The sequence below is a fragment of the Burkholderia sp. BCC1977 genome (genome assembly GCF_905339595.1).
Lineage (GTDB): Bacteria > Pseudomonadota > Gammaproteobacteria > Burkholderiales > Burkholderiaceae > Burkholderia.
Genome location: NZ_CAJPGQ010000018.1, coordinates 115586 through 135659, shown reverse-complemented (window position 1 = coordinate 135659; position 20074 = coordinate 115586). Strand labels below are relative to the sequence as shown.

Here is a 20074-nt window from a genome sequence, read left to right as displayed (position 1 = left end):
CTCTCCAGATCAGGGTGGTGGGAGGCTGGGGATCACGATCGCGCCGCCCCGTCGTGCGGGCGCGATGCGATTCTGCCGAGGTGCGGTGCCGCGACGATCGAGTGGCGCCGTTGAATTGCGACATCGAAGCGGCCCGCGCCCGGCGATTCGCCGGATTCGGGTGCCGGCGAGAGTCGTCAGCTTATGCGATTCGCGCGGCGGTGCGTAGCGCGCGCGGACAGAACATAGTGTTCTCGTTCATCGAACGACATGCGTGCGCGGCCGGGCGCGGCAGGCCGCTACCATGAACGGCATGATCAGGATCACTGACGGGTGTGAATGCGACGGTTGCCGCGCATGCGGCGATCGACCGGCGTGGCGACCGGCCCGATCCGGCGGTGCGGATCGCGGGAGTCGAAGCGCGGGAGTCGAAGCGGGTGGCGGGAGCGGGTGACGAACGAGACGCGCGGCCTGGCGCCGCGCGCGTGCCTTGACGGCGGAACGCGGGGCCGGTGTCGCGCCGTCGGCGGGCGTGCTGTCTTCCAGCACGAGTTGCGCGGTGACGGCGAAGCGCTGGCGCGGCAGTTCGCACGCTCGAGCGGCGTCGCGTGCGATCACGGCCTTGACGATGTCCTCGGATTCGACGCACTGCCGCTCTTCGGCCTGGGCATCGCGCCGTCGGTCGCGGGCTACGTCGCGACGCACTTCGGCATCCAGTACCTCATGCAGCTCGGCATGGGCGCGCTGGTGCTCGGCTCGTTCGTCGCGCTGGCGCTGAAGAAACCGCGCCGGCGCGGGTCGCACGGGTGACAGCCCTTGCCTGGTCGTGACGGCGCGGTCGATCGCGCGATCAACCTGACAAACTCCTGACGATTGAATTGATATATTGTATCATCTGACGTTTTCGCTGCGGACGCGCCCATTTGCCGGACCTGGCCGCACGCGGCGAAGCCACACGACGATCGATACGAAGTGACGAAAACCAGGAACAGGACGATGCGGCGTGCGCGGCGCGATTGCGCATCGGCCCGCGACGGCGGGGGCTGGCGCGCACGCGTCGCACGAGGGGGCACGACGCTGCTGGGGTGTGCGATGGCGACCTCCGGCGCGTTCGCCGCGGCAGCGGCCGCGCCGGCGCCGGACGATCGGCGCGCGCTGCCCGCGATCAGCGTCACCGCGCAAGCGGCACCGGCCGATCCGCTCGCGCAGCCGCTCGAAACGGGTTCGCGGCTCGGGCTCGCGAGCCTCGATACGCCCGCGAGCGTCGAGACGGTCACGGCCGACATGATCGACGTGCGTGGCGACCATACCGTTCTCGACGCGGTGACGCGCACCGCGGGCTTCGCGAGCGCGATGGCGCCCGGCACCGGCGGCACGGCATTGAGCGTGCGCGGCTTCACCGGGCAGGAATCGGTGATGACGCTGCTCGACGGCGTTCGGCTCATGCCGGCGGCCGGCACGATCACGTTTCCGTTCGATACGTGGCCGGTCGAGCGCATCGAGGTGCTGCGCGGCCCGGCGTCGGTGCTGTACGGGGAGGGCGCGATCGGCGGCGTCGTGAACGTCGTGCCGAAGCGGCCGCAGCGCACGCGCGAGACGACGCTGCAGGTCGGCGTGGGTTTCGACGGCGCGAAGCGTGTCGCATTCGATACGACGGGCGCGCTCGGTCCGCGACTGTCGTACCGTTTCTACGCGAGCGATGCGCGTGCGCACGGCCTCGCCGAACGCGCCGATACGCATGCGAGCGCGATCGGCGGCGCGCTGAGGTTCGACGTGAGCCCGCGCCTCACGCTGACGCTCGACTACGACTACGGCCGCCAGATGCCGCAGACATACTACGGCGTGCCTGCACCGAACGGCGTGCTGGATCCATCGCTGCGCAAGCTCAACTACAACGTCGGCGATGCGTCGATCGCGTACTACGACCAGTGGACGCGCCTGTCCGCGCGCTACCGTCCCGCGCCCGGCGTGACGATCGACAACCAGCTCTACTACCTGACGTCGAACCGCCACTGGCGCAACGCGGAATCGTATGCGCTCGATCCCGACACCGGGCGCGTCACGCGCGGCGACTATCTCGACATCGGCCACCACCAGCGGCAGATCGGCGACCGGCTCAGCGCGCGCTTCGACGGCACGCTGTTCGGCCGCGCGAACCGTTTCGTCGTCGGCACCGAATTCAGCCGCATCACGTTTGCCGGGACCAACAATGCGCCGTACGGCGGTGAATCGACGGTTCCCGCGCACGGCTTCGACCCCGGCGTATTCGCGAGCGGCGATCCGACGGTGCCGCAGTTCAGCACGCGCGCGAACCAGGTCGCCGTGTTCGCCGAGAACCGTCTCGAAGTGCTGCCGCGGCTCGCATGGGTGAGCGGGCTGCGTTACGACCACATCGCGTTCAGCCGCGAGCAGGCGGCCACCGGCGCGGGTTTCGACAAGCGTTTCGCGAACGTCGGCTGGCGTACCGGCTTCGTGTTCGAGATCGCGCCGACGCTCACCGCGTACGCGCAGTACACGACCGGCGCGGAAGGCCTCGGCTCGCTCGTCACGCTGTCGGCATCGCAGGTCGGTTACCGCCTCGCGACCGGCGAACAATGGGAAGCGGGCGTCAAGCAGTCGCTGTTCGACGGCCGCGCGTACTGGACGCTTGCCGTGTACGACATCACGAAGCGCAACCTGCTGAGCACCGATCCGTTCAATCCGGCACTGCGCCAGCAGGTCGGCCGGCAGTCGTCGCGCGGCATCGAGCTGACGGGCGGCGCGCGGCTGCCGCACGGCGTGACGATCGATGCGAACGTCGCGCTGCTGCGCGCGCGTTACGACGAATTCAACCAGCGGGTGGGCGGCGCCACGGTATCGCGCGCGGGCAACGTGCCGACCGACGTGCCGCGGCAGACGGCGAACCTGTGGCTCGGCTGGGTGTTCGCCGAACGCTGGCAGGCGAACGCGGGCGTGCGCTACGTCGGCGCGACGTACGGCGACGATGCGAACCGGCTGACGGTGCCGTCGTACACGGTGTTCGACGCGTCGCTGCGCTGGCAGCCGACCGTGCGCACCGAGCTGGCGCTCTACCTGCGCAACCTCGCGAACCGCACGTATGCGGTGACGACGTCGAACGGCGGCGAGCAATGGCTGCTCGGCCCGTCACGCTCGGCGGAGCTCGTCGCGACGATGCGCTTCTGATGACGAGCCCGGTGCTGCCCGTGCCGCCCGTGACGCACATGCTCGACGTCGAGCGCGTGAGCTGGTCGCCCGGCGGCGCGCTCGCCGTGCTCGACTCGGTGACGCTCACCGTCGCCGAAGGGGAGTTCGTCGGTCTCGTCGGCCCGAACGGCAGCGGCAAGACGAGCCTGCTGCGCTGCGTGTTCCGCTATGCGCGGCCCGACGCGGGCCGCGTCGCGCTCGATGCGCAGGACGTGTGGCGGATGCGGCCGCGCGCGCTCGCCCGGCGCGTCGCGGTGCTGCTGCAGGAGACGCCCGACGACTTCGGGCTGACGGTCGACGAACTGGTGGGGATGGGGCGCACGCCGCACCAGCGCGCGTTCGACGCGGAGAGCGCCGACGATCGCCGGATCGTCGACGCCGCATTGCGCGACGTCGGTCTCGTCGAGCGTCGCGCGCAGCGCTTCGCGTCGCTGTCGGGCGGCGAGAAGCAGCGCGCGCTGCTGGCCCGTGCACTGGCGCAGCAACCCGAACTGCTGCTGCTCGACGAGCCGACCAATCACCTCGACCTGCGTCACCAGCTCGAACTGCTCGCACGCGTGCGGCGCCTCGGCATCGCCACGCTCGCGACGATTCACGACCTCAATCTCGCGGCCGCGTACTGCGACCGGCTTCACGTGCTCGCGCACGGGCGCGTCGTCGCGACCGGCACGCCGGCCGACGTGCTGACCGACGCATTGCTGCGCGACGTGTTCGGCGTCGCCGCGCTCGTCGATCGCCATCCGGTCACGGGCCGGCCGCGCATCACGCCGCTTCATCCGGAATGACCGTCATGCCGTTTCCCGTTTCATGCCGCCGCTCGCGGCACGCGTCGCCTTCCCGGCCGCTTTTCGGCCCGTCCTGCCGCCGCCTGGTCGCCGCCGCCGTGCTCGGTTGCGCCGCCGCTCATGCCGGCGCCTATCCCGTCACCGTGCGCAGCTGCGATCGCGACGTGACGTTCGAGCGCGCACCGACGCGCGCGGTGAGCAACGACGTGAACCTGACCGAGATGATGCTCGTGCTCGGATTAAAGGACCGGCTCGTCGGCTATACGGGCATCGGCGGCTGGAAGACCGGCACCGCGCGCGTGCGCGACGCGCTGCGCGGCGTGCCGGAACTGGCCGCGCAGTACCCGTCGCTCGAGGTGCTGGCGGCCGCGCGCGCGGACTTCTATCTCGCGGGCTGGAATTACGGGATGCACGTCGGCGGCGCGGTGACGCCGGCGACGCTCGCGCCGTTCGGCATCCGCGCGTACGAGCTGACCGAGTCGTGCTCGCACGTGATGAAGCGGCCGCCCGCGTCGTTCGACGACGTGTTCCGCGACCTCACCCAGCTCGGCCGGATCTTCGGTGTCGACGCGCGCGCCGCGCAGGTCGTCGGCGACATGCGCGCTCGGCTCGCGGCGGTGTCGCGCGCGATCGGCCGTCCCGCGCCGTTGCGCGTGTTCGTCTACGACAGCGGCACCGACAAGCCGATGACCGCGGGCGGGCTCGCGATGCCGAGCGCGCTGCTGGCCGCGGCCGGCGCGCGCAACGTGATGGACGACGTGCCGCGCAGCTGGACGCAGGTCAGTTGGGAAAGCGTGGTCGCGCGCGATCCGCAGGCGATCGTGATCGTCGACTACTCGGCCGTCACGGCCGCGCAGAAGCAGCAGTTCCTGCTGAACCAGCCGGCGCTCGCGCGTGTCGCCGCGATTCGCGACCGGCGTTTCGTCGTGATTCCGTACGACGCGGCGACGCCGGGCCCCGAGAACGTCGCGGCTGTCGAGGCGCTGGCACGCGCACTGTATCCGGCCGCGTTCGCCGGGCCGTCGCGATGAGCGAGCGGGGCGGGGCGCCGCGGCTCGAGCCGCGCGTGGTGGTGCCGGTGCTGGCGGCGCTGCTGGCCGTATCGATCGTCGTGTCCGCCGCGTTCGGCCCCGCGCCGATCGCGATGCCGGTCGCGGTGCGGATCGTCGCCGCGCACGTCGCGTCCGCGTTCGGCGCGGCCGCGGCGTTCGCTCCCGGCACGGGCGACGACAGCATCGTCTGGCTGATCCGGATGCCGCGCGCGCTGCTCGCCGCGCTCGTCGGCGCGACGCTCGCGGCGGTCGGCGTCGCGTTGCAGGCGGCGACCGCGAACCGCCTCGCCGACCCGCACCTGCTCGGCGTGAGCGCGGGTGCGATGCTCGGCGCCGTCGCGGTCACGGTGGTGGCCGGCGCGGCGTTCGGTCCGTTCACGCTGTCGGCCGCCGCGTTCGCCGGCGCGCTGGCCGCGACCGCGTGCGTCGTCGCGCTCGCGTACCGGCGCGGCCGGCTCGACTCCGACCGGCTGCTGCTTGCCGGTGTATCGGTGTCGTTCATGATGGCCGCGTTCGGCAACCTGCTGCTGTACCTGGGCGACCAGCGCGCCGCGTCGTCGGTGCTGTTCTGGATGCTCGGCGGCGTCGGGCTCGCGCGCTGGGACCTGCTGCCGGTGCCGGCCGTGTGCGCGGTGCTCGCGGGGGGCGTGCTCTACGCGCGGCGGCGCGAGCTGAACGCGTTGATGTCGGGCGACGTCGCGGCGGCCGCGCTAGGTGTATCGGGCGGCCGGATGCGGCGTGAGGTGTTCGTCGTCGCATCGTTCGCAACCGGGGCGATGGTCGCGGTGAGTGGCGCGATCGGTTTCGTCGGGCTCGTGACGCCGCATCTGTGCCGCCGGGTCGTGGGCGCCGAGCACGGCCGGCTGCTGCCGGTCGCCGCACTGACGGGCGCGATCCTGCTCGTGTGGGCCGACGTCGCGGCACGCACGCTGGCGGCGCCGGAGGATTTGCCGATCGGCATCGTGACCGCGCTGTTCGGCAGCCTGTTCTTCGTCGCGCTGCTGCGTCGGCGCTGAGCGCCCGGCGACGCGGGGAGGGCGAGCGCGGGGCGGCGCGGCAGGTGTCGTCACGCCGGCACGCCCGCGCTCAGCGCAGCGTTGAAGAGCGGAGCGGTGAAGCCGCGTGCGCGTGGCCGGCCCGGCCGCGTGCCGTACTCGCCGGCGCGTCGCCGAGGAAGTCCGGCAACGCCCGCGCCGGCAGCGACATCACGAAGCGTGCGCCGCCGAGCGGCGAGTCCTCGAGCCGCACGTCGCCGCCGTGCACGAGCGCGACGCGCCGCACGATCGCGAGCCCGAGCCCGAACCCGCCGGTCTGCCGGTCGCGGCTCGAATCGAGCCGCTGGAACGGCTCGAACACGCGCGCGCGTTCGGCGACCGGAATGCCGGGGCCGTCGTCGTCGACACTCAGCACCAGCGCGCCGGACGCATCGTGCGTCGCCGACAGCAGGACCGTGCGCGACGCATAGCGTGCGCCGTTGCGGATCAGGTTCAGCAGCGCGCGTGCGACGAGTTTCGGGTCGCACACGTGGGTGGCGGGCGCACCGGTCGTCGACACGCCGAGCGTGAGGCCGCAGTCGGCGAGGTCGTTCGCGACGTTGCCGGCGACGCTGTCGATCAGCGCATCGACGACGACCTCCATCGGTGCCAGCTCGCTCGCGCCTTGCTCGAGCCGCCCGATCGTCAGCAGCTCGGTCACCAGCTCGTCGAGCTCGCGCACGTCGCGCCGCAGTTCGTCGCGGCGCTCGCGCATCCGGCCGCTCCCGTCGGAATCGGCGAGCAGCGCGAGCCCGAATTCGAGGCGCGCGAGCGGCGTCTTCAGCTCGTGCGAGATCCCGTGCATCATCTCGCGCTGCTGCGTGATCGATGCCTCGATCCGCTCGGCCATGTCGTTGAACTGCCGCGACAGCTCGTAGATGTTCGACCGGCCCGACAGTGCCACGCGCGTCGACAGGTTGCCCGCGCCGAACGCGTGGGCAGCGGCCTGCAGCTTGCGCAGGTCGCGCCAGTGATAGGAAATCCACAGCACGACTGCAAGCAGCGCGGCGAGCGCGAGCAGCAAGTACGCATAGATCTTGATGTCGAGGTCGAACGGCTGGATCGGGCGCGCGTGCAGCACGGAACCGTCCGCGAGCGGCATGTAGTAATCCTTGCCGTCGTAGCTCATCGTGATCCTGCCGGCGTCGAGGTCGCGCAGCGGCGCGCCGCTCAGTTGGGCGCGCGCGTCGGCCATCGTCAGGAAGTCGAATCCTTCACTGCCGTGCTTCGCGAGTTCGCGCAGCGCGAGCGCGCGCTGCGCACCGGGATGGCGTTCGAGATAATCGTTCAGCACGAAGGCATAGGTTGTCAGCGAGTCGCGCTGCGCCTGCGCCGCGCGTTCGTAGAAGATCCGGTCGAACGAGAACTGGATGAACGCGATCGATGCGGCGACGCACAGGATCACGATGAGGTACAGCCTGATCAACGGGCGCAGCATTTATTCGTCCCACGCGGAAGGGCTGAACAGGTAGCCGCGGCCCCAGATCGTCTTGATCTTGTGCGGCTCCGACGAGGCATCCTCGAACCGGCGGCGCAGCTTCGAGATGCCGGAATCGACCGAGCGGTCGAGCCCGTCGAACTCGATCCCGCGCAACTGTTTCAGGATGTCGTCGCGGCTCAGCACGGTGCCGGCCGCGCGCGCGAGGATCAGCAGCAGGTTGAATTCGGCCGTCTTCAGGTCGACCGGTTCGCCGCGCCACGTGACCGTGCGGTTCGGCGGCGAGATCGTCAGTTCGCCGAACACGAGCGCCGCGGGCGCGGCGGCGGGCGCGTCCGCCACGGCCGGCTGCGCGCGCCGCAGCAGCGCGCGGGCGCGCGCCACCAGCACGCGCGGCTCGATCGGTTTCGTCACGTAGTCGTCGGCGCCGGTTTCGAGGCCCGCGACCTGGTCGTAGACGTCCGCACGCGCGGTGAGAATCAGCACCGGGACGTTGGTGAACGCGCGAATGCGCCGGCATACCTCCATCCCGTCGAGATTCGGCAGCATCAGGTCGAGTATCACGAGCGCGGGCTGGTGCTCGCGCACCGCCGCGACGGCCAGGTCGCCGCGCCGCACGACGGTCACCGCGAATTCATAGTTGTCGAGGTATTCGCGCACGAGCTGCGCGAGGCGGTCGTCGTCCTCGATCAGCAGCACACGGTATTTGAGCGGATTGTCGTACATGGTCTCCTCGATACGCACGCGTCGTCCCGCATCCCGTCAGGTGGACGCGCGGCGCGGCACGCAAATTCTATCCGGCGTGCCGGCGGCCCGGGCAGCAGCGCGACAATCGCGAACAATCGAACACAATTGCGCACAGATTCCCCGCAGATTCCGGACAGTCCCGGCGCACGGCGGCACCTAGACTTCGGGCTCCGTCACTCTTATCTCAATATTGTGCGCTCAACCCTTCGCCGCTCCCGCTATTGCGTGCCGCTTGCCGGCCTGACCCTTGCCGCCGCCGCCCACGCGGAAAACCAGTATTCGCTTTCGCTCGGCGGCGGGTTCGCGCCGCGCTTCCAGGGGAGCAACCAGTATCGCGGTGTCGTCGCGCCGGGGCTTGCCGCGAAGTTCGGCAACGGCTTCTTCATCGACAGCACCGAGGGCGCCGGCTACCGGCTGGACCTGCCGCACGGCGTGTTCGTGTCGGCGGCGGTGAACTATGACCCGGGCCGCGCGGACGAGAACCGCTTCGACCTGCCGGGTTCGGACTACCTGAAGGGGATGGGCCGGATTCCCGGCTCGGTGCTCGTCGGCGTGCGGGCAGGCGTGACGCTGTTCGATGCGGCCGAACTGAGCGTCACGGTCGACACCCCGGTGACGCATACGTCGCGCGGCGTGTCGGGGCATGTCGACCTCGCGGTGCCGGTGTTCAAGACCGCACAGCACCAGATCATCGTGACGGGCAGCGTGCATGCCGGCACCGGACGCTACACGCAGACGTTCTACGGCGTGACCGATGCGCAGTCGATGACGAGCCGGTTCCGGCCGTACTCGACGAGTGGCGGGATCGACAGCGCGACGATGTCGGTCGCGTGGAACTGGAACCTGTCGCGGCACTGGTCGGTACTCGCGACCGGCGGCGTGACGCGGCTGCTCGGGCGCTATGGCGACAGCCCGATCGTCCAGTCGCGCAGCAACTACTACGGGATGGCCGGCGCGACCTACAAGTTCTGAATGGAGGCCGGCGCGCATGCCGCACATGATGCGTCGATGTCGGGCCGTGGCGGCGAATCGCGTGCGGTAACATGCAGGCGGGTCCGGCGGCACGCCGGGCCCGCGACGCCGGCGTGCCGAAACGGCTCGGCCGGGTCGTGCCATGCCGCCGTTCGCCGGCCGCCATCCGTCAGGAAACGGCGGCCGCGCGCGGCACCGATCATGCATGCGACGCCCGGCCGTGCACGAAGGCCGCGATGGACTGCCGGGCCGCGACAGGGAGAAGCCGATGAAGAACACGATCGCGATGCTCGCAGCACTCGTTGCGAGCGCAACCTTTGCGGGATGTGCGGACATGAACACGAAGCACCCCAACGCCACCGCCGGCGGCGCGGTGATGAACCCCGCGCCGTCGGGCGCCGTGAACGCTTGCAAGGCGGACGCCGCGCCGGACGACGCGCTGATCGGCAAGACCGAGGCCGAGGCGGCCGCGCTGCTCGACGGCTGCCTGTGGCGCGTGCTCGAGCGCGACGGCCAGTCGTTGCCGGGCACGATGGACTATCGCCTGGAGCGCCGCGACCTCGGCATTCGCGACGGCAAGGTGATCTGGGTGCGGCGCGGGTGATGGAGCGGGCCGGCAGGGAAGCGGTGGCAGCCGAGGTTGCGGCCGGCACTGCCTGAACTGTGGGTGGCGCGCTATTTGCGCATGTATTTCTGCAAGAGCGGCGCCGCCGAACTGTAGTGGGTCGACGACATGAACGCGCTCGCGCTCAAGCCGACGCAGGAGAAGCGAGCGCCGTCGCCGACCTCAACCTGAACGGCGCGACGACGATCGTCCGGTGGTCCGCCGGTTGCCGATGCGCAGCCGGCGCGTGCGGCTACTTCGAGATATACCAGAGCGCGTCGGTGCTGACGCGCGTCGCCGGCGTGGCCGCGGCCGGTGCCTGGGTCGTCGCGGCAGGCGGCGGCGTGTTCGACGTCACGGCGGTGGGCCACGTGGCCGGCGGGTTCGACGTCGTCGAGGCAGGCGTGGTATTCGCCGTGCTCGCGGTCGATGCGGATCCCGACGTCGACGGCGTGTTCAGATACCACAGCGCGTCGGCCGATGCGGTGCGCCTGGACGACGCATTCGCAGGCGGCTGCTTCGCTGCAGGTGCCGTGGCAGCCGTCGCGCCCGAACGCGGCGCGCCCGCTGCGGTTCCAGCCCCGGCCTGCGTGGTCGCCCCCGCCGCGCCGCGCTGCGCGCGCGCCTCGAACGGTCCGAGCTGGAAGATTAACGTTTGCGCGGGACGCGTCAGAACGGCATACGGGAATTGCAGCTCCCACGACATCAGCACGCGGCCCGACGACGTCTCGGTGAAGATCGCGGGCACGTGCTTCATGTCGCTGAACTGCACGTAGATCCGCGCGCCGTCGTCGAACACCTGGGTCGGCTTGGCCTGGTCCGCGCCCGTGACCGTCCAGCCGAAGTTGTACGTGCCGGCCGGGCCGGCGGGCCCGCCTTGCGGCTGCGGCGGCGGTGCGGACGGCGCGAGCGTGCGCGGCCGCGTGACCGGCGGCGCCGACACGCTCAGGCTCGCGAACGGGTTGTACGCCTGCGCCTGCTGCGGCGGCGTAAAGGAGGGGGGAAGGATGGGCATGGGAGTATCCGGCGAATCCGGCAGGGTCCGGATTGCATCATAGACCTTGCGGGCATACGCGAGGCGCTTGTCGGGCGACGCGGAGTTGTACGCGCCGATCGCGTTCCAGTTGGCGCCGAGCTGGCGGATGTTCTGCGACAGGATCCACGCGCCGACATACGCATTGGTGCACGCATCGAACAGGCTTTCCCGCGTGATGCCTTCGCGCGCGAGCGTCGGCAGCCAGGTGCTGTTGATCTGCATCAGCCCGATGTCGACGGTGCCGTTCGTGTTGGTGTTGACGGCGTTCGGATTCATGCCCGATTCGACCTGCGCGATGCCGCGCAGCAGGCTCACGCTCACCTTCTGGAACGTGGCCGCGTCGTCGAGGCAGTCGGCCCGCGCGACCCCGTGCAGCGCGCACGACAGTGCGATCGTCGCGGCGATCTTCGGCGTGGCGTGGCTGATCGAACGGGCAGTCTGACGCGGCATGGCAGGATGGGGCGGAATCCGGCCGCCCGGTGCAAGGAAATTACGCAGACGCGAAGTGTGCCATAGCGCGCAGTCAAATGGCTCGCGTCAAACTTTCCTTTGCATTTGCCGGCGCATTTGCCGCGCATTTTCCCCGATGAGGGTATCGATGCGCGACAGGATGGAATCGGTAAAAACGGCTGATTTTCGCGCGCATGCCGACCGGCGATCGCTGTCGCAATACTGACGCCACGCGTCAGTTGCGCGGCGAATGCGGCAATGCATGGCGCAATGAAGCGGCGGATAAAAGCCGCGTCCGCGCGGTGCGCGGGCCGGAAACGACGACGGCGGCCGTAGCCGCCGTGCCGGTGAATCCTCGATTCGCATCCGATACCGGTCGACCGGCCCGCGCCATGCCGCGCGCAGCCGGCCGTCGTCGATCAGAAGCGGTGACGCAGGCCGAGGTTGACCATCGTCTGCGAGCTCGTGCCCGCATAGCCGTACGAACCGATTGACGCCTGCGCGGCCATCGACCCGCCGTTGCCGTCGCCCGTCTGGCCGCTCGCGTGCTGGTACGCGGCGGTCAGGTACACGTCGGTGCGCTTCGACAGCGTGTAGTCCGCGCCGGCCGACACCTGGTGATAGGTCGCCGACGTATCGCCGCCCGAGCGCGTATAGCTGTAGCCGACGCCGACGAGCAGCGCATTGGTGGCCTGGTAGTTCACGAAGCCTTGCCCGGTGTTGTAGTGCTCGTTCGAGTTGAACACCGAGCTCGCGTCGCGGCGGTACTGCGCGTTGCTGTAACCGAGGCCGAACGTGAACGGGCCGGCGACATACTGGCCCGCGATGCGGGCGATGCCGATCGAGTGCGCGCTTGCATAACCGTTGTTGATCGGGCCGTCGAAGGTGCCGTCCGACGAACTGGTCCAGCCGTTGCGCAGCCCGTTCGACGCGGGGCTGTTGGTCGCGTGGAAGTAGCCGCCCGCGACGCTGAACGGCCCGTTGTTGTACGACACGGCGGCCGAATACGACTGCGCGGCGCCGGTGCTGCCGGCGATGCCGCCGAACGAGTACATCGCCGAGAACTGCAGCCCCGCATACACGGCCGACGTGTACTTCACCGCGTTGTCGACGCGGAAGCTGTTGTCGTAGTTGTCGACGTCGCCCGGCGTCGCGAACACGCTGCCCAGATAGTTGTCGGCGGTGATGCCCTGCACGAGGTCGACGAGCGGATCGTACTGGCGGCCGAAGGTGAGCGTGCCGTAGCGGTCGCTCGTCAGCCCGACGAACGCCTGCCGGCCGAACAGGCGGCCGCCCTGGCCCTGCCGGCCGCTGCTCGGGTCGAAGCCGTTCTCGAGCTGGAACAGCGCCTTCAGCCCGCCGCCGAGATCCTCGGTGCCCTTCACGCCCCAGCGGCTGCCCGCGAGGTTGCCCGCGCTGCTGTTGCCGAGCATCCACGCGTTGTCCTTGCCCTGCGCGTGGTTCACGTACGTGATCGACGTGTCGATCACGCCATACAGCGTGACGCTCGACTGCGCATGCGCGGCAGGTATCGCCGCGAACGACGCGAGCGAAATCAGCGAGAGGGTCGTGCGTTTCATGTCATCTCCTTGCGATTGGCTTGCTTGAACCGGATTGGCAGGAGACTACCGAGCCGCCGACGAACGGCAAAAATGAAATTCTCCGATGTGACCTAAAGCAGACAGATGCGTGCTGCGGCAAGGTCTATTGAGAGATTCACATTATTGAGCATTGTGTATCAATCGATTTGGATTTCGCGATGGCGCGACTGGCGCATTGCCGGAATCGTGATAATTCCACGCGATTTTCGGCCGGATTTCGACGACGGGGCGTTCGTCGTCGATTCATCAATTGATTATTTAATGAATCGAATCGCGTGATACTGGCCGGGTATGGTATTGCGCGCGTCGCGCGACGTATGCCAGTCGAGCGCGCGTTCCGCCGGCGTCGCTGTTCACCGATGCCGCCGGTTGCGTGTCCGGTTTGTATATAATAATCATTCTCATTTACAGAATTGCCACCTGCGCGCCCCGGAACCCGGCCATGTCCGCTGACAAGCTGTCCCTCCATCGAGAAATCGACGCCCTCTATGTCGGCCATCACGCGTGGCTGCGCGCCTGGCTGAGCCGGAAGCTCGGTTGCGCGCATCGCGCGGCCGATCTCGCGCATGACACCTTCATGCGGCTGCTCGCGCGCGACGAGCCGATCGGCGCCGACGAGCCGCGCGCGTTCCTGACGACGGTCGCGCAGCGCGTGCTGTCGAATCACTGGCGCCGCGAGCAGATCGAGCGCGCGTATCTCGACGTGCTCGCGCAGCGTCCCGAAGCCTGGGTGCCGTCGCCGGAGGAGCAGGCCGTCGTGTTCGAGACGCTGCTCGAGATCGACCGGCTGCTCGACGGGCTGCCGCTCGCCGCGAAGCGCGCGTTCCTGCTCGCGCAGCTCGACGGGCTCACGCAGGCCGAGATCGCGCGCGAACTCGGCGTGTCGCTCGCGACGGTGAAGCGCTATCTCGTGAAGGCCGGCACGCAGTGCTTCTTCGCGATGGCGGCCTGACCGATGGCCGCCCCGGGCGTACCGGCGGTGCCGCCGCAGGTCGCGCGTCGCGCGGTCGAATGGTGGGTTGACCAGCAGGCCGGCCGCGGCGACGCCGCATTCGCCGCCGCGCTCGCGCGCTGGCGCGCCGAGGATCCGGCGCACGACGCGGCATGGCGTCATATCGAAACGATGGAAGGGCGCATCGGCCGGCTCGCGGCCGGGCTCGACACGCAGGCCGCGCACGCGGCGCTGCTGCCGCCGCGCCCGGGCCGCCGCCGTGCGGCCGTGAAGGCGCTGGCCGTGCTGCTGTTCGCCGGTGGCGCCGCATGGATGGCCGAGCCCGCGCGGCGCGCGGCGATCTGGCCGGCGGACCTGCGGACCGCGGTCGGCGAGCGGCGCACGGTGACGCTCGCGGATCGCACGGTCGTCGTGCTCGATACCGATACCGCGCTCGACGTGCGCTTCGATGCCGCCGTACGCCGCCTGCGCCTGCTGCGCGGCACGATCATGGTGACCAGCGGCCACGACGATCGCAGCCCCGCGCGGCCGCTGGTGGTCGCGACCGTGCAAGGCGAGCTGCGGCCGCTCGGCACGCGTTTCGCGGTGCGCCAGCGCGACGGCGCGACGCGCATCGAGGTGTTCGCGGGCGCCGTGCGCGTGCAGCCCGTCGCCGCCGCGGCCGGCACGCGCGTGATCGCGGCGGGCGAGGGCGCGGACTTCACGCGCGACGCGATCGGCGCAACGGTGCCGCTCGACGCGTATGCGTCGGCATGGACGACCGGCATGCTCGTCGCGTCGCGCATGCGGCTCGCGGATCTGGTCGCCGAGCTCGACCGCCATCGCCGCGGCAGCCTGCGTTGCGATGCGGCCGTGGCCGACCTGCGCGTGTCCGGCACCTATCCGCTCGACGATCCCGCGCGCGTGCTCGATACGCTGAAGGCGACGTTGCCGATCGATGTCGAATACGTGACGCGCTACTGGGCGACGGTCGTGCCGGTCCGCTCGTGAGCACGTCATTTCAAAAATTTTTCGTTTCCCTGAGCTGTTTCTCGAGGTTCGCGTGACATGGGTAATGAAAGCAGCACTGGCCCATCGTCCACCGACACCTCGATCATGGTTTCCATCCGTCTCACGCATCGGCGCCGTCCGGCGCCTGCCCGTCATCTGCCGCGCGCGTCGCGCCCGGCCGCGTCCGCCGTATCTGACGCATTTGCCGCATCTGCGGTGACAGGCCGCCTGGCCCGCCGGCTGGCCGGCGCTGTCCTGCTGTCGGCGCTGCTGCCGCTGCCCGCGCAGGCGGACACCGACGCGGCTGCCGCCGCGCAACGCGCATCGCGCCGCGCGTTCGACATTCCGGCCGGCCCGCTCGAAGCGGCGCTGAACCGGTTCGGGCGCGACGCGGGGATCCTGCTCGCGTTCCCCGCCGACCTGACCGCCGGCCGCACGAGCGGCGGCGTGCACGGCCGCTTCGACGTCGACGGCGCGCTCGACCGGTTGCTCGCCGGCACCGGGCTCGTCGCGCTGCGCCAGCCGGGCGGCGGCTATACGCTGATGCGCGCGAACGGCTCGGTCGCGCCGGCCGCGGCGGCCGGCACCGAGGCGGCCGCCGAACTGCCGGCCATCACCGTGCGCGGCAGCGCGCTGCGCGCGGAAAGCTACCGGCCGGCGAAGGAAGCGGGCGTGCTGCGCACCGACATCCCGCTGCTCGACACCGCGCAGGCCGTCAACGTCGTGCCCGCGCAAGTGCTGCGCGACCAGCGTCCGCGCAATCTCGACGACGCGCTCGGCAACGTGAGCGGCATCACGCAGGGCAACACGCTCGCGGGCACGCAGGACACGATCATGAAGCGCGGCTTCGGCGACAACCGCGACGGCTCGATCATGCACAACGGGATGCCGATCGTGCAGGGACGTTCGTTCAACGCGGCGGTCGAGAGCGTCGAGGTGCTGAAGGGGCCGACGTCGCTGCTGTACGGGCTGATGGATCCGGGCGGCGTCGTCAACGTCGTCAGCAAGCAGCCGCGGATGACGCGCTACAACGCGATCTCGCTCGGCGCGTCGACGTTCGGGCACGGCAGGAACGGCGGCAGCGCGACCTTCGACTCGACCGGCCCGATCGGCGATTCGCGGCTCGCGTACCGGCTGATCGTCGACCAGTCGAACGAGCAGTACTGGCGCAACTTCGGCGAATACCGGCAGACCTTCGTCGCGCCGTCGCTCGCGTGGTACGGCCGCGATACGCAGGTCGTCGTGTCCTACGAATACCGGAAGTTCCATTCGCCGTTCGATCGCGGTACCGCGCTCGACCCGCGCACCAACGCGCCGCTCGACATTCCGGCGCGGCGGCGCATCGACGAGCCGTTCAACAACATGGACGGCGAATCGCATCTCGCGCAGTTGAGCGTCGATCACCAGTTCGATGAGGACTGGAGCGCGCACTTCGGCTACAGCTACAACCGCGAGACCTACGACGCGAACCAGTTGCGCACGACCGGCGTCGATCCCGCGACGGGCACGCTGACGCGCAGCAACGACGCGACGCACGGCGCGCTCGGCACCGACAGCTACGGCATCGGCTACGTGAACGGCAAGCTGACGCTCGCGGGGATGCGCCACGACGTGCAGGTCGGCTTCGATACCGAATACCGCCGCATCTATCGCAAGGACATGCTGCGCCAGGCGGTGAAGACGCCGTTCAGCTACGTCGATCCGGTGTACGGGCTGCTGTCGCCGTCGAGCACGGTGTCCGCGAGCGACAGCGACCAGACCGACACGCTGCACGATGCGTCCGCGTTCTTCCAGGACACCGTGCACCTGACCGACAAGTGGATCGTGTCGGGCGGGCTGCGCTATATCACGTACAACCAGGTCGCGGGGCGCGGCCGGCCGTTCAAGGCGAACACCGACCTGAGCGGCTCGAAGTGGCTGCCGCGCGCGGGCGTCGTCTACAAGTGGACCGACGCGTTCTCGCTGTACGGCAGCTATTCGCAGTCGCTGAAGCCGTCGTCGTCGATCGCGCCGATGACGTCGGGCTACGTGATCGACGCCGCGACGCCGCCCGAGGAGGCGACCGCGTGGGAAGTGGGCGGCAAGCTCGACCTGCCGGGCGGGATGACGGGCACGCTCGCGCTGTTCAACATCGACAAGAAGCACGTGCTCGTGTCGCAGTTCAACGACGCGACGAAGCTGACCGACTGGCGCACGTCGGGCCGGGCGCGTTCGCGCGGCGTCGAACTCGACCTGTCGGGCAGGATCGGCGAACGCGTGAACGTGATCGCAAGCTATGCGTACATCGACGCGAAGACCACCGAGGATCCGCTCTACACCGGCAACCGGCTGTGGAACGTCGCGCGCCATACGGCATCGCTCGCGGCCGTCTACGACGTCGGCACGCTCGTCGGCGGCGACGATCTGCGCATCGGCGCGGCCGCGCGCTACGTCGGTGCGCGGCCCGGCGATTCGGCGAACAGCTTCACGCTGCCGTCGTACGTGCTCGCGGATGCGTTCGCGACCTACGACACGCGGCTCGGCAAGCAGAAGCTGTCGTTCCAGCTGAACGTGAAGAACCTGTTCAACCGCACGTACTACCCGTCGAGCGCGAACCGCTATTTCGTCGCGATCGGCGATGCGCGACAGGTGTCGCTGCTGACCACGCTGCAGTTCTGACCACGCAGTCCATGCAATCGCCGCGCGTCGCGCATGACGGCGCGCGGCTTCGGAGAAAAAACCGATGAACCGGAACATGAAGACCGGCGCCGTGCGCGCCCTGGCCGCCGGCACGCGGCGGCATACGTTGCGCGCGCTGGTCGGCGCGACGTTCGCACTGTGCGCGGGCCTGTCGGCAAGCGCGCCCGCGGTCGCCGCCGAGGCGGCCGCGGTTGTCGCGCCGTCCGTCACGCGCGTCGCGATGCTCGTGCAGTTGCGCGGCCCGAATCTGAAGATCGACGAACGGATCGGCCAGCATCTCGGCGAGCGCGGCTACGCGGTGCGCCTGATCGACGAGAGCGCGACGCCCGACGCGGCGCGCGATGCCGACCTCGTCGTGATCTCGTCGACGGTGTCGTCGAAGAACGTGCGGCCCGGCTGGCGCACGCTCGACAAGCCGCTCGTCACGTGGGAGAACGACCTGCTCGACGATCTCGCGATGACCGGCAAGCGCCACGACGTCGACTTCGGCGAAACGGGCAAGGAGCGCTATCTGTGGCTCGTCAACGCGCCGCATCCGATCGCGGCCGGACTGCCGGCCGGCACGACCAACGCGTACGGCAAGCAGGCGCCGATGAGCTGGGGCAAGCCGGGGCTCGGCGCGATCACGATCGCGACCGTGTACGGGCAGCCGGACAAGGCCGCGATCTTCGCGTACGAGAAGGGCGCGACGATGGACTATGAAACGCTCGCGCCGGCGCGCCGCGTGATGTTCTTCCTCGACAACGACACATTCGCGAACCTGTCGCCGGCCGGCGTCGCGCTGTTCGACGCGGCGCTCGACTGGGCGGCGGGGCGGCGCTGACGCGGCACGATACCGGGCGATGCGCGCGGCGCGCGGACCGGAGCCGCGCCGCCCCGGTCGCGGGATACGCGCGCCCACGCGCACTCACGCGCAGCGTCAGCGGCGATCGGCATGGAGTGCGAGAATGCGGGCATCGGCCGGCGCGTGTCGTGCCGCTCACCAGGGAACCCGCATGGACAGTCACATCGCTCCGGTGGAGCTGAAGAAAGCCTACCGTCTTCTCAACCACGGTCCGACCGTGCTCGTGTCGGCCCGCCACGACGGCGTCGACAACGTGATGGCCGCCGCCTGGGCCTGCGCGCTGGATTTCCTGCCGCCGAAGCTGACGGTCGTGCTCGACAAGTCCGCGAAGACGCGCGAGCTGGTCGAGCGCAGCGGCACCTTCGTGATCCAGGTGCCGACGGCCGCGCAGCTGCAGCTCACGCATGCGGTCGGCAGCCACAGTCTCGCGGAGCGGCCGACCAAGCTGCGCGACGCGGGCGTCACGCTGTTCGACGTCGAGGGCCACGACCTGCCGTTCGTCGCCGGCTGCTCGGGCTGGCTCGCGTGCAGGCTGATTCCCGAGCCGCACAACCAGCAGACCTACGACCTGTTCATCGGCGAGGTGGTCGGCGCGTGGTCCGACACGCGCGTGTTCCGCGACGGTCACTGGTATTTCGAGTCGGCCGATCCGGCGCTGCGCAGCCTGCACTACATCGCGGGCGGCAACTTCTACGCGATCGGCGAATCGCTGCACGTCGATCCGGACCAGCCGGATCCGCACTAAGCAGCCGGCCGGCTGCCGTTTCAGGCGCGCGGTTCACGCGCGCTTGTTCAATTCCGCCAGCATCACGTCGGCGAACGCCTGCGCGACGCGCGACAGCGTGCGCCCGCGCTTCGCGACGAGCGCGATCGGCCGCACGAACGCCGGGTCGTCGATCGGCTTGGCGACGAGGTCGGGCTCGGCGCGCACTTCGCGCGCGGTCGCCGGCAGGATCGTCACGCCGAGGCCGCCGCGCACCATCGCGACGGCCGTCATCATGTAGGTCGGTTCGCACGCGATGTCGGGCGTGCAGCCGGCCGCTTCCAGCGCGGCATCGACCACGCTGCGCACGCTCGTGCCCTGCGCGGTCAGCACCAGCGGCACGGCGGCGACGTCCGCGGTGCGCACGCGCCGCTTGCGCGCGAGCGGATGATCCTTCGGGCACACGGCGACGAGCCGGTCGGCGCCCGCGTACAGCACGTCCAGCGTCGCGTCGAACGCATCGCCGCCGGTCAGCCCGAGATCGGCTTCCTCGTTGCGCACCAGCGCGGTGACGAGGCTCGCGACGCCGTCGCGAATGTCGAAGCCCGCGCGCGGCACGTCGCGCCGGAACGACTGGATCAGCTCCGGCAGCAGGCTGGATGCGAACGTCGGCAGGCACGCGAGCCGCACCGTGCCGCTCGCGCCTTCGCCGAGCGCGCGCGCATCGCGCAGCACGCGCTCCATGTCGTCGAGCGAGCGCTGCAACAGCGGCAGCAGTTCGCGCCCGGTCTGCGTGAGCGCGACGCTCCGGCTGTTGCGGTCGAACAGCCGTGCGCCGACGATGTCCTCGAGCCGGCGGATCTGCACGGTCAGCGCCGGCTGCGACAGGTGCAGCCGCGCGGCGGCGCGCGTGAAGTTGCCGGCGTGCGCGACGGTGACGAACGCGCGTATGTCGCGAAGGTTCAGATCCATAACGATTCGTGATTGCTGCGATCAAATCATTT

17 protein-coding genes are annotated in these 20074 nt (G+C 70.0%); 12 read left to right on the top strand and 5 right to left on the bottom strand.

What is annotated here, in order from left to right; all coding sequences use genetic code 11:
• Positions 1-429: 429 nt before the first annotated feature.
• The 5 genes from U5771_RS17225 (at position 430) to U5771_RS17205 (ending at position 6036) form a co-directional block, all read left to right on the top strand.
• Positions 430-789, top strand: coding sequence for a hypothetical protein (locus U5771_RS17225; RefSeq protein WP_322025085.1), 360 nt, complete (start codon positions 430-432; stop codon positions 787-789).
• Positions 790-1071: 282 nt separating this feature from the next.
• Positions 1072-3162, top strand: coding sequence for a TonB-dependent receptor (locus U5771_RS17220; RefSeq protein ID WP_322025084.1), 2091 nt, complete (start codon positions 1072-1074; stop codon positions 3160-3162).
• Positions 3162-3968, top strand: coding sequence for an ABC transporter ATP-binding protein (locus U5771_RS17215; protein WP_322025089.1), 807 nt, complete (start codon positions 3162-3164; stop codon positions 3966-3968). Before U5771_RS17220 ends, U5771_RS17215 begins: the two co-directional genes overlap by 1 nt.
• The gene (locus U5771_RS17210; RefSeq protein WP_415859409.1) at positions 3965-4999 is read left to right on the top strand and encodes an ABC transporter substrate-binding protein; all 1035 of its coding nucleotides are present in this window, start codon (positions 3965-3967) and stop codon (positions 4997-4999) included. The genes U5771_RS17215 and U5771_RS17210 overlap by 4 nt, the downstream gene beginning before the upstream one ends.
• Positions 4996-6036: an iron ABC transporter permease gene (locus U5771_RS17205; protein ID WP_322025082.1), complete on the top strand. Its 1041-nt coding sequence runs from the start codon at positions 4996-4998 to the stop codon at positions 6034-6036. Before U5771_RS17210 ends, U5771_RS17205 begins: the two co-directional genes overlap by 4 nt.
• A 70-nt stretch (positions 6037-6106) precedes the next feature.
• Here U5771_RS17205 and U5771_RS17200 read toward each other — a convergent pair whose 3' ends face one another.
• Positions 6107-7492 carry an ATP-binding protein gene (locus U5771_RS17200; protein WP_322025081.1) on the bottom strand — a complete coding sequence of 462 codons (1386 nt, stop codon included), beginning with the start codon at positions 7490-7492 and terminating at the stop codon, positions 6107-6109.
• Positions 7493-8218, bottom strand: coding sequence for a response regulator (locus U5771_RS17195; protein WP_322025080.1), 726 nt, complete (start codon positions 8216-8218; stop codon positions 7493-7495).
• A 246-nt stretch (positions 8219-8464) separates the two neighbouring features.
• Between U5771_RS17195 and U5771_RS17190 the strand changes: the two genes are divergently transcribed.
• Together U5771_RS17190 and U5771_RS17185 are read left to right on the top strand one after the other, a co-directional pair.
• On the top strand, positions 8465-9211 hold the full coding sequence (locus tag U5771_RS17190; RefSeq protein WP_322025079.1) for a MipA/OmpV family protein: 747 nt from the start codon (positions 8465-8467) through the stop codon (positions 9209-9211).
• A gap of 268 nt (positions 9212-9479) precedes the next feature.
• Positions 9480-9815 (top strand): hypothetical protein, encoded by a 336-nt coding sequence (locus U5771_RS17185; RefSeq protein ID WP_322025078.1) that lies wholly within the window; start codon positions 9480-9482, stop codon positions 9813-9815.
• Between the two features lie 253 nt (positions 9816-10068).
• Here U5771_RS17185 and U5771_RS17180 read toward each other — a convergent pair whose 3' ends face one another.
• Both U5771_RS17180 and U5771_RS17175 read right to left on the bottom strand, forming a co-directional pair.
• A complete protein-coding gene (locus tag U5771_RS17180) occupies positions 10069-11301 on the bottom strand; it encodes a transglycosylase SLT domain-containing protein (protein WP_322025077.1) in 1233 nt (410 codons plus the stop codon).
• 419 nt (positions 11302-11720) lie between these two features.
• Positions 11721-12881: a porin gene (locus U5771_RS17175; protein WP_322025076.1), complete on the bottom strand. Its 1161-nt coding sequence runs from the start codon at positions 12879-12881 to the stop codon at positions 11721-11723.
• A 463-nt stretch (positions 12882-13344) separates the two neighbouring features.
• Between U5771_RS17175 and U5771_RS17170 the strand changes: the two genes are divergently transcribed.
• The 5 genes from U5771_RS17170 to U5771_RS17150 all read left to right on the top strand — a co-directional run bounded on the left by U5771_RS17170 (position 13345) and on the right by U5771_RS17150 (position 19112).
• The gene (locus U5771_RS17170; protein ID WP_322025075.1) at positions 13345-13854 is read left to right on the top strand and encodes a sigma-70 family RNA polymerase sigma factor; all 510 of its coding nucleotides are present in this window, start codon (positions 13345-13347) and stop codon (positions 13852-13854) included.
• 3 nt (positions 13855-13857) lie between these two features.
• A complete protein-coding gene (locus tag U5771_RS17165) occupies positions 13858-14844 on the top strand; it encodes a FecR domain-containing protein (protein WP_322025074.1) in 987 nt (328 codons plus the stop codon).
• A 57-nt stretch (positions 14845-14901) separates the two neighbouring features.
• A complete protein-coding gene (locus tag U5771_RS17160) occupies positions 14902-17502 on the top strand; it encodes a TonB-dependent receptor (RefSeq protein WP_322025073.1) in 2601 nt (866 codons plus the stop codon).
• Positions 17503-17566: 64 nt separating this feature from the next.
• Positions 17567-18346, top strand: a complete 780-nt coding sequence (locus U5771_RS17155) for a hypothetical protein (RefSeq protein WP_322025072.1) — start codon at positions 17567-17569, stop codon at positions 18344-18346.
• Between the two features lie 172 nt (positions 18347-18518).
• Positions 18519-19112 (top strand): flavin reductase family protein, encoded by a 594-nt coding sequence (locus U5771_RS17150; RefSeq protein ID WP_322025071.1) that lies wholly within the window; start codon positions 18519-18521, stop codon positions 19110-19112.
• 33 nt (positions 19113-19145) lie between these two features.
• Here the strand turns inward: U5771_RS17150 and U5771_RS17145 are convergent, their stop codons facing one another.
• Positions 19146-20042, bottom strand: a complete 897-nt coding sequence (locus tag U5771_RS17145) for a LysR family transcriptional regulator (protein WP_322025070.1) — start codon at positions 20040-20042, stop codon at positions 19146-19148.
• Between the last annotated feature and the right edge of the window lie 32 nt (positions 20043-20074).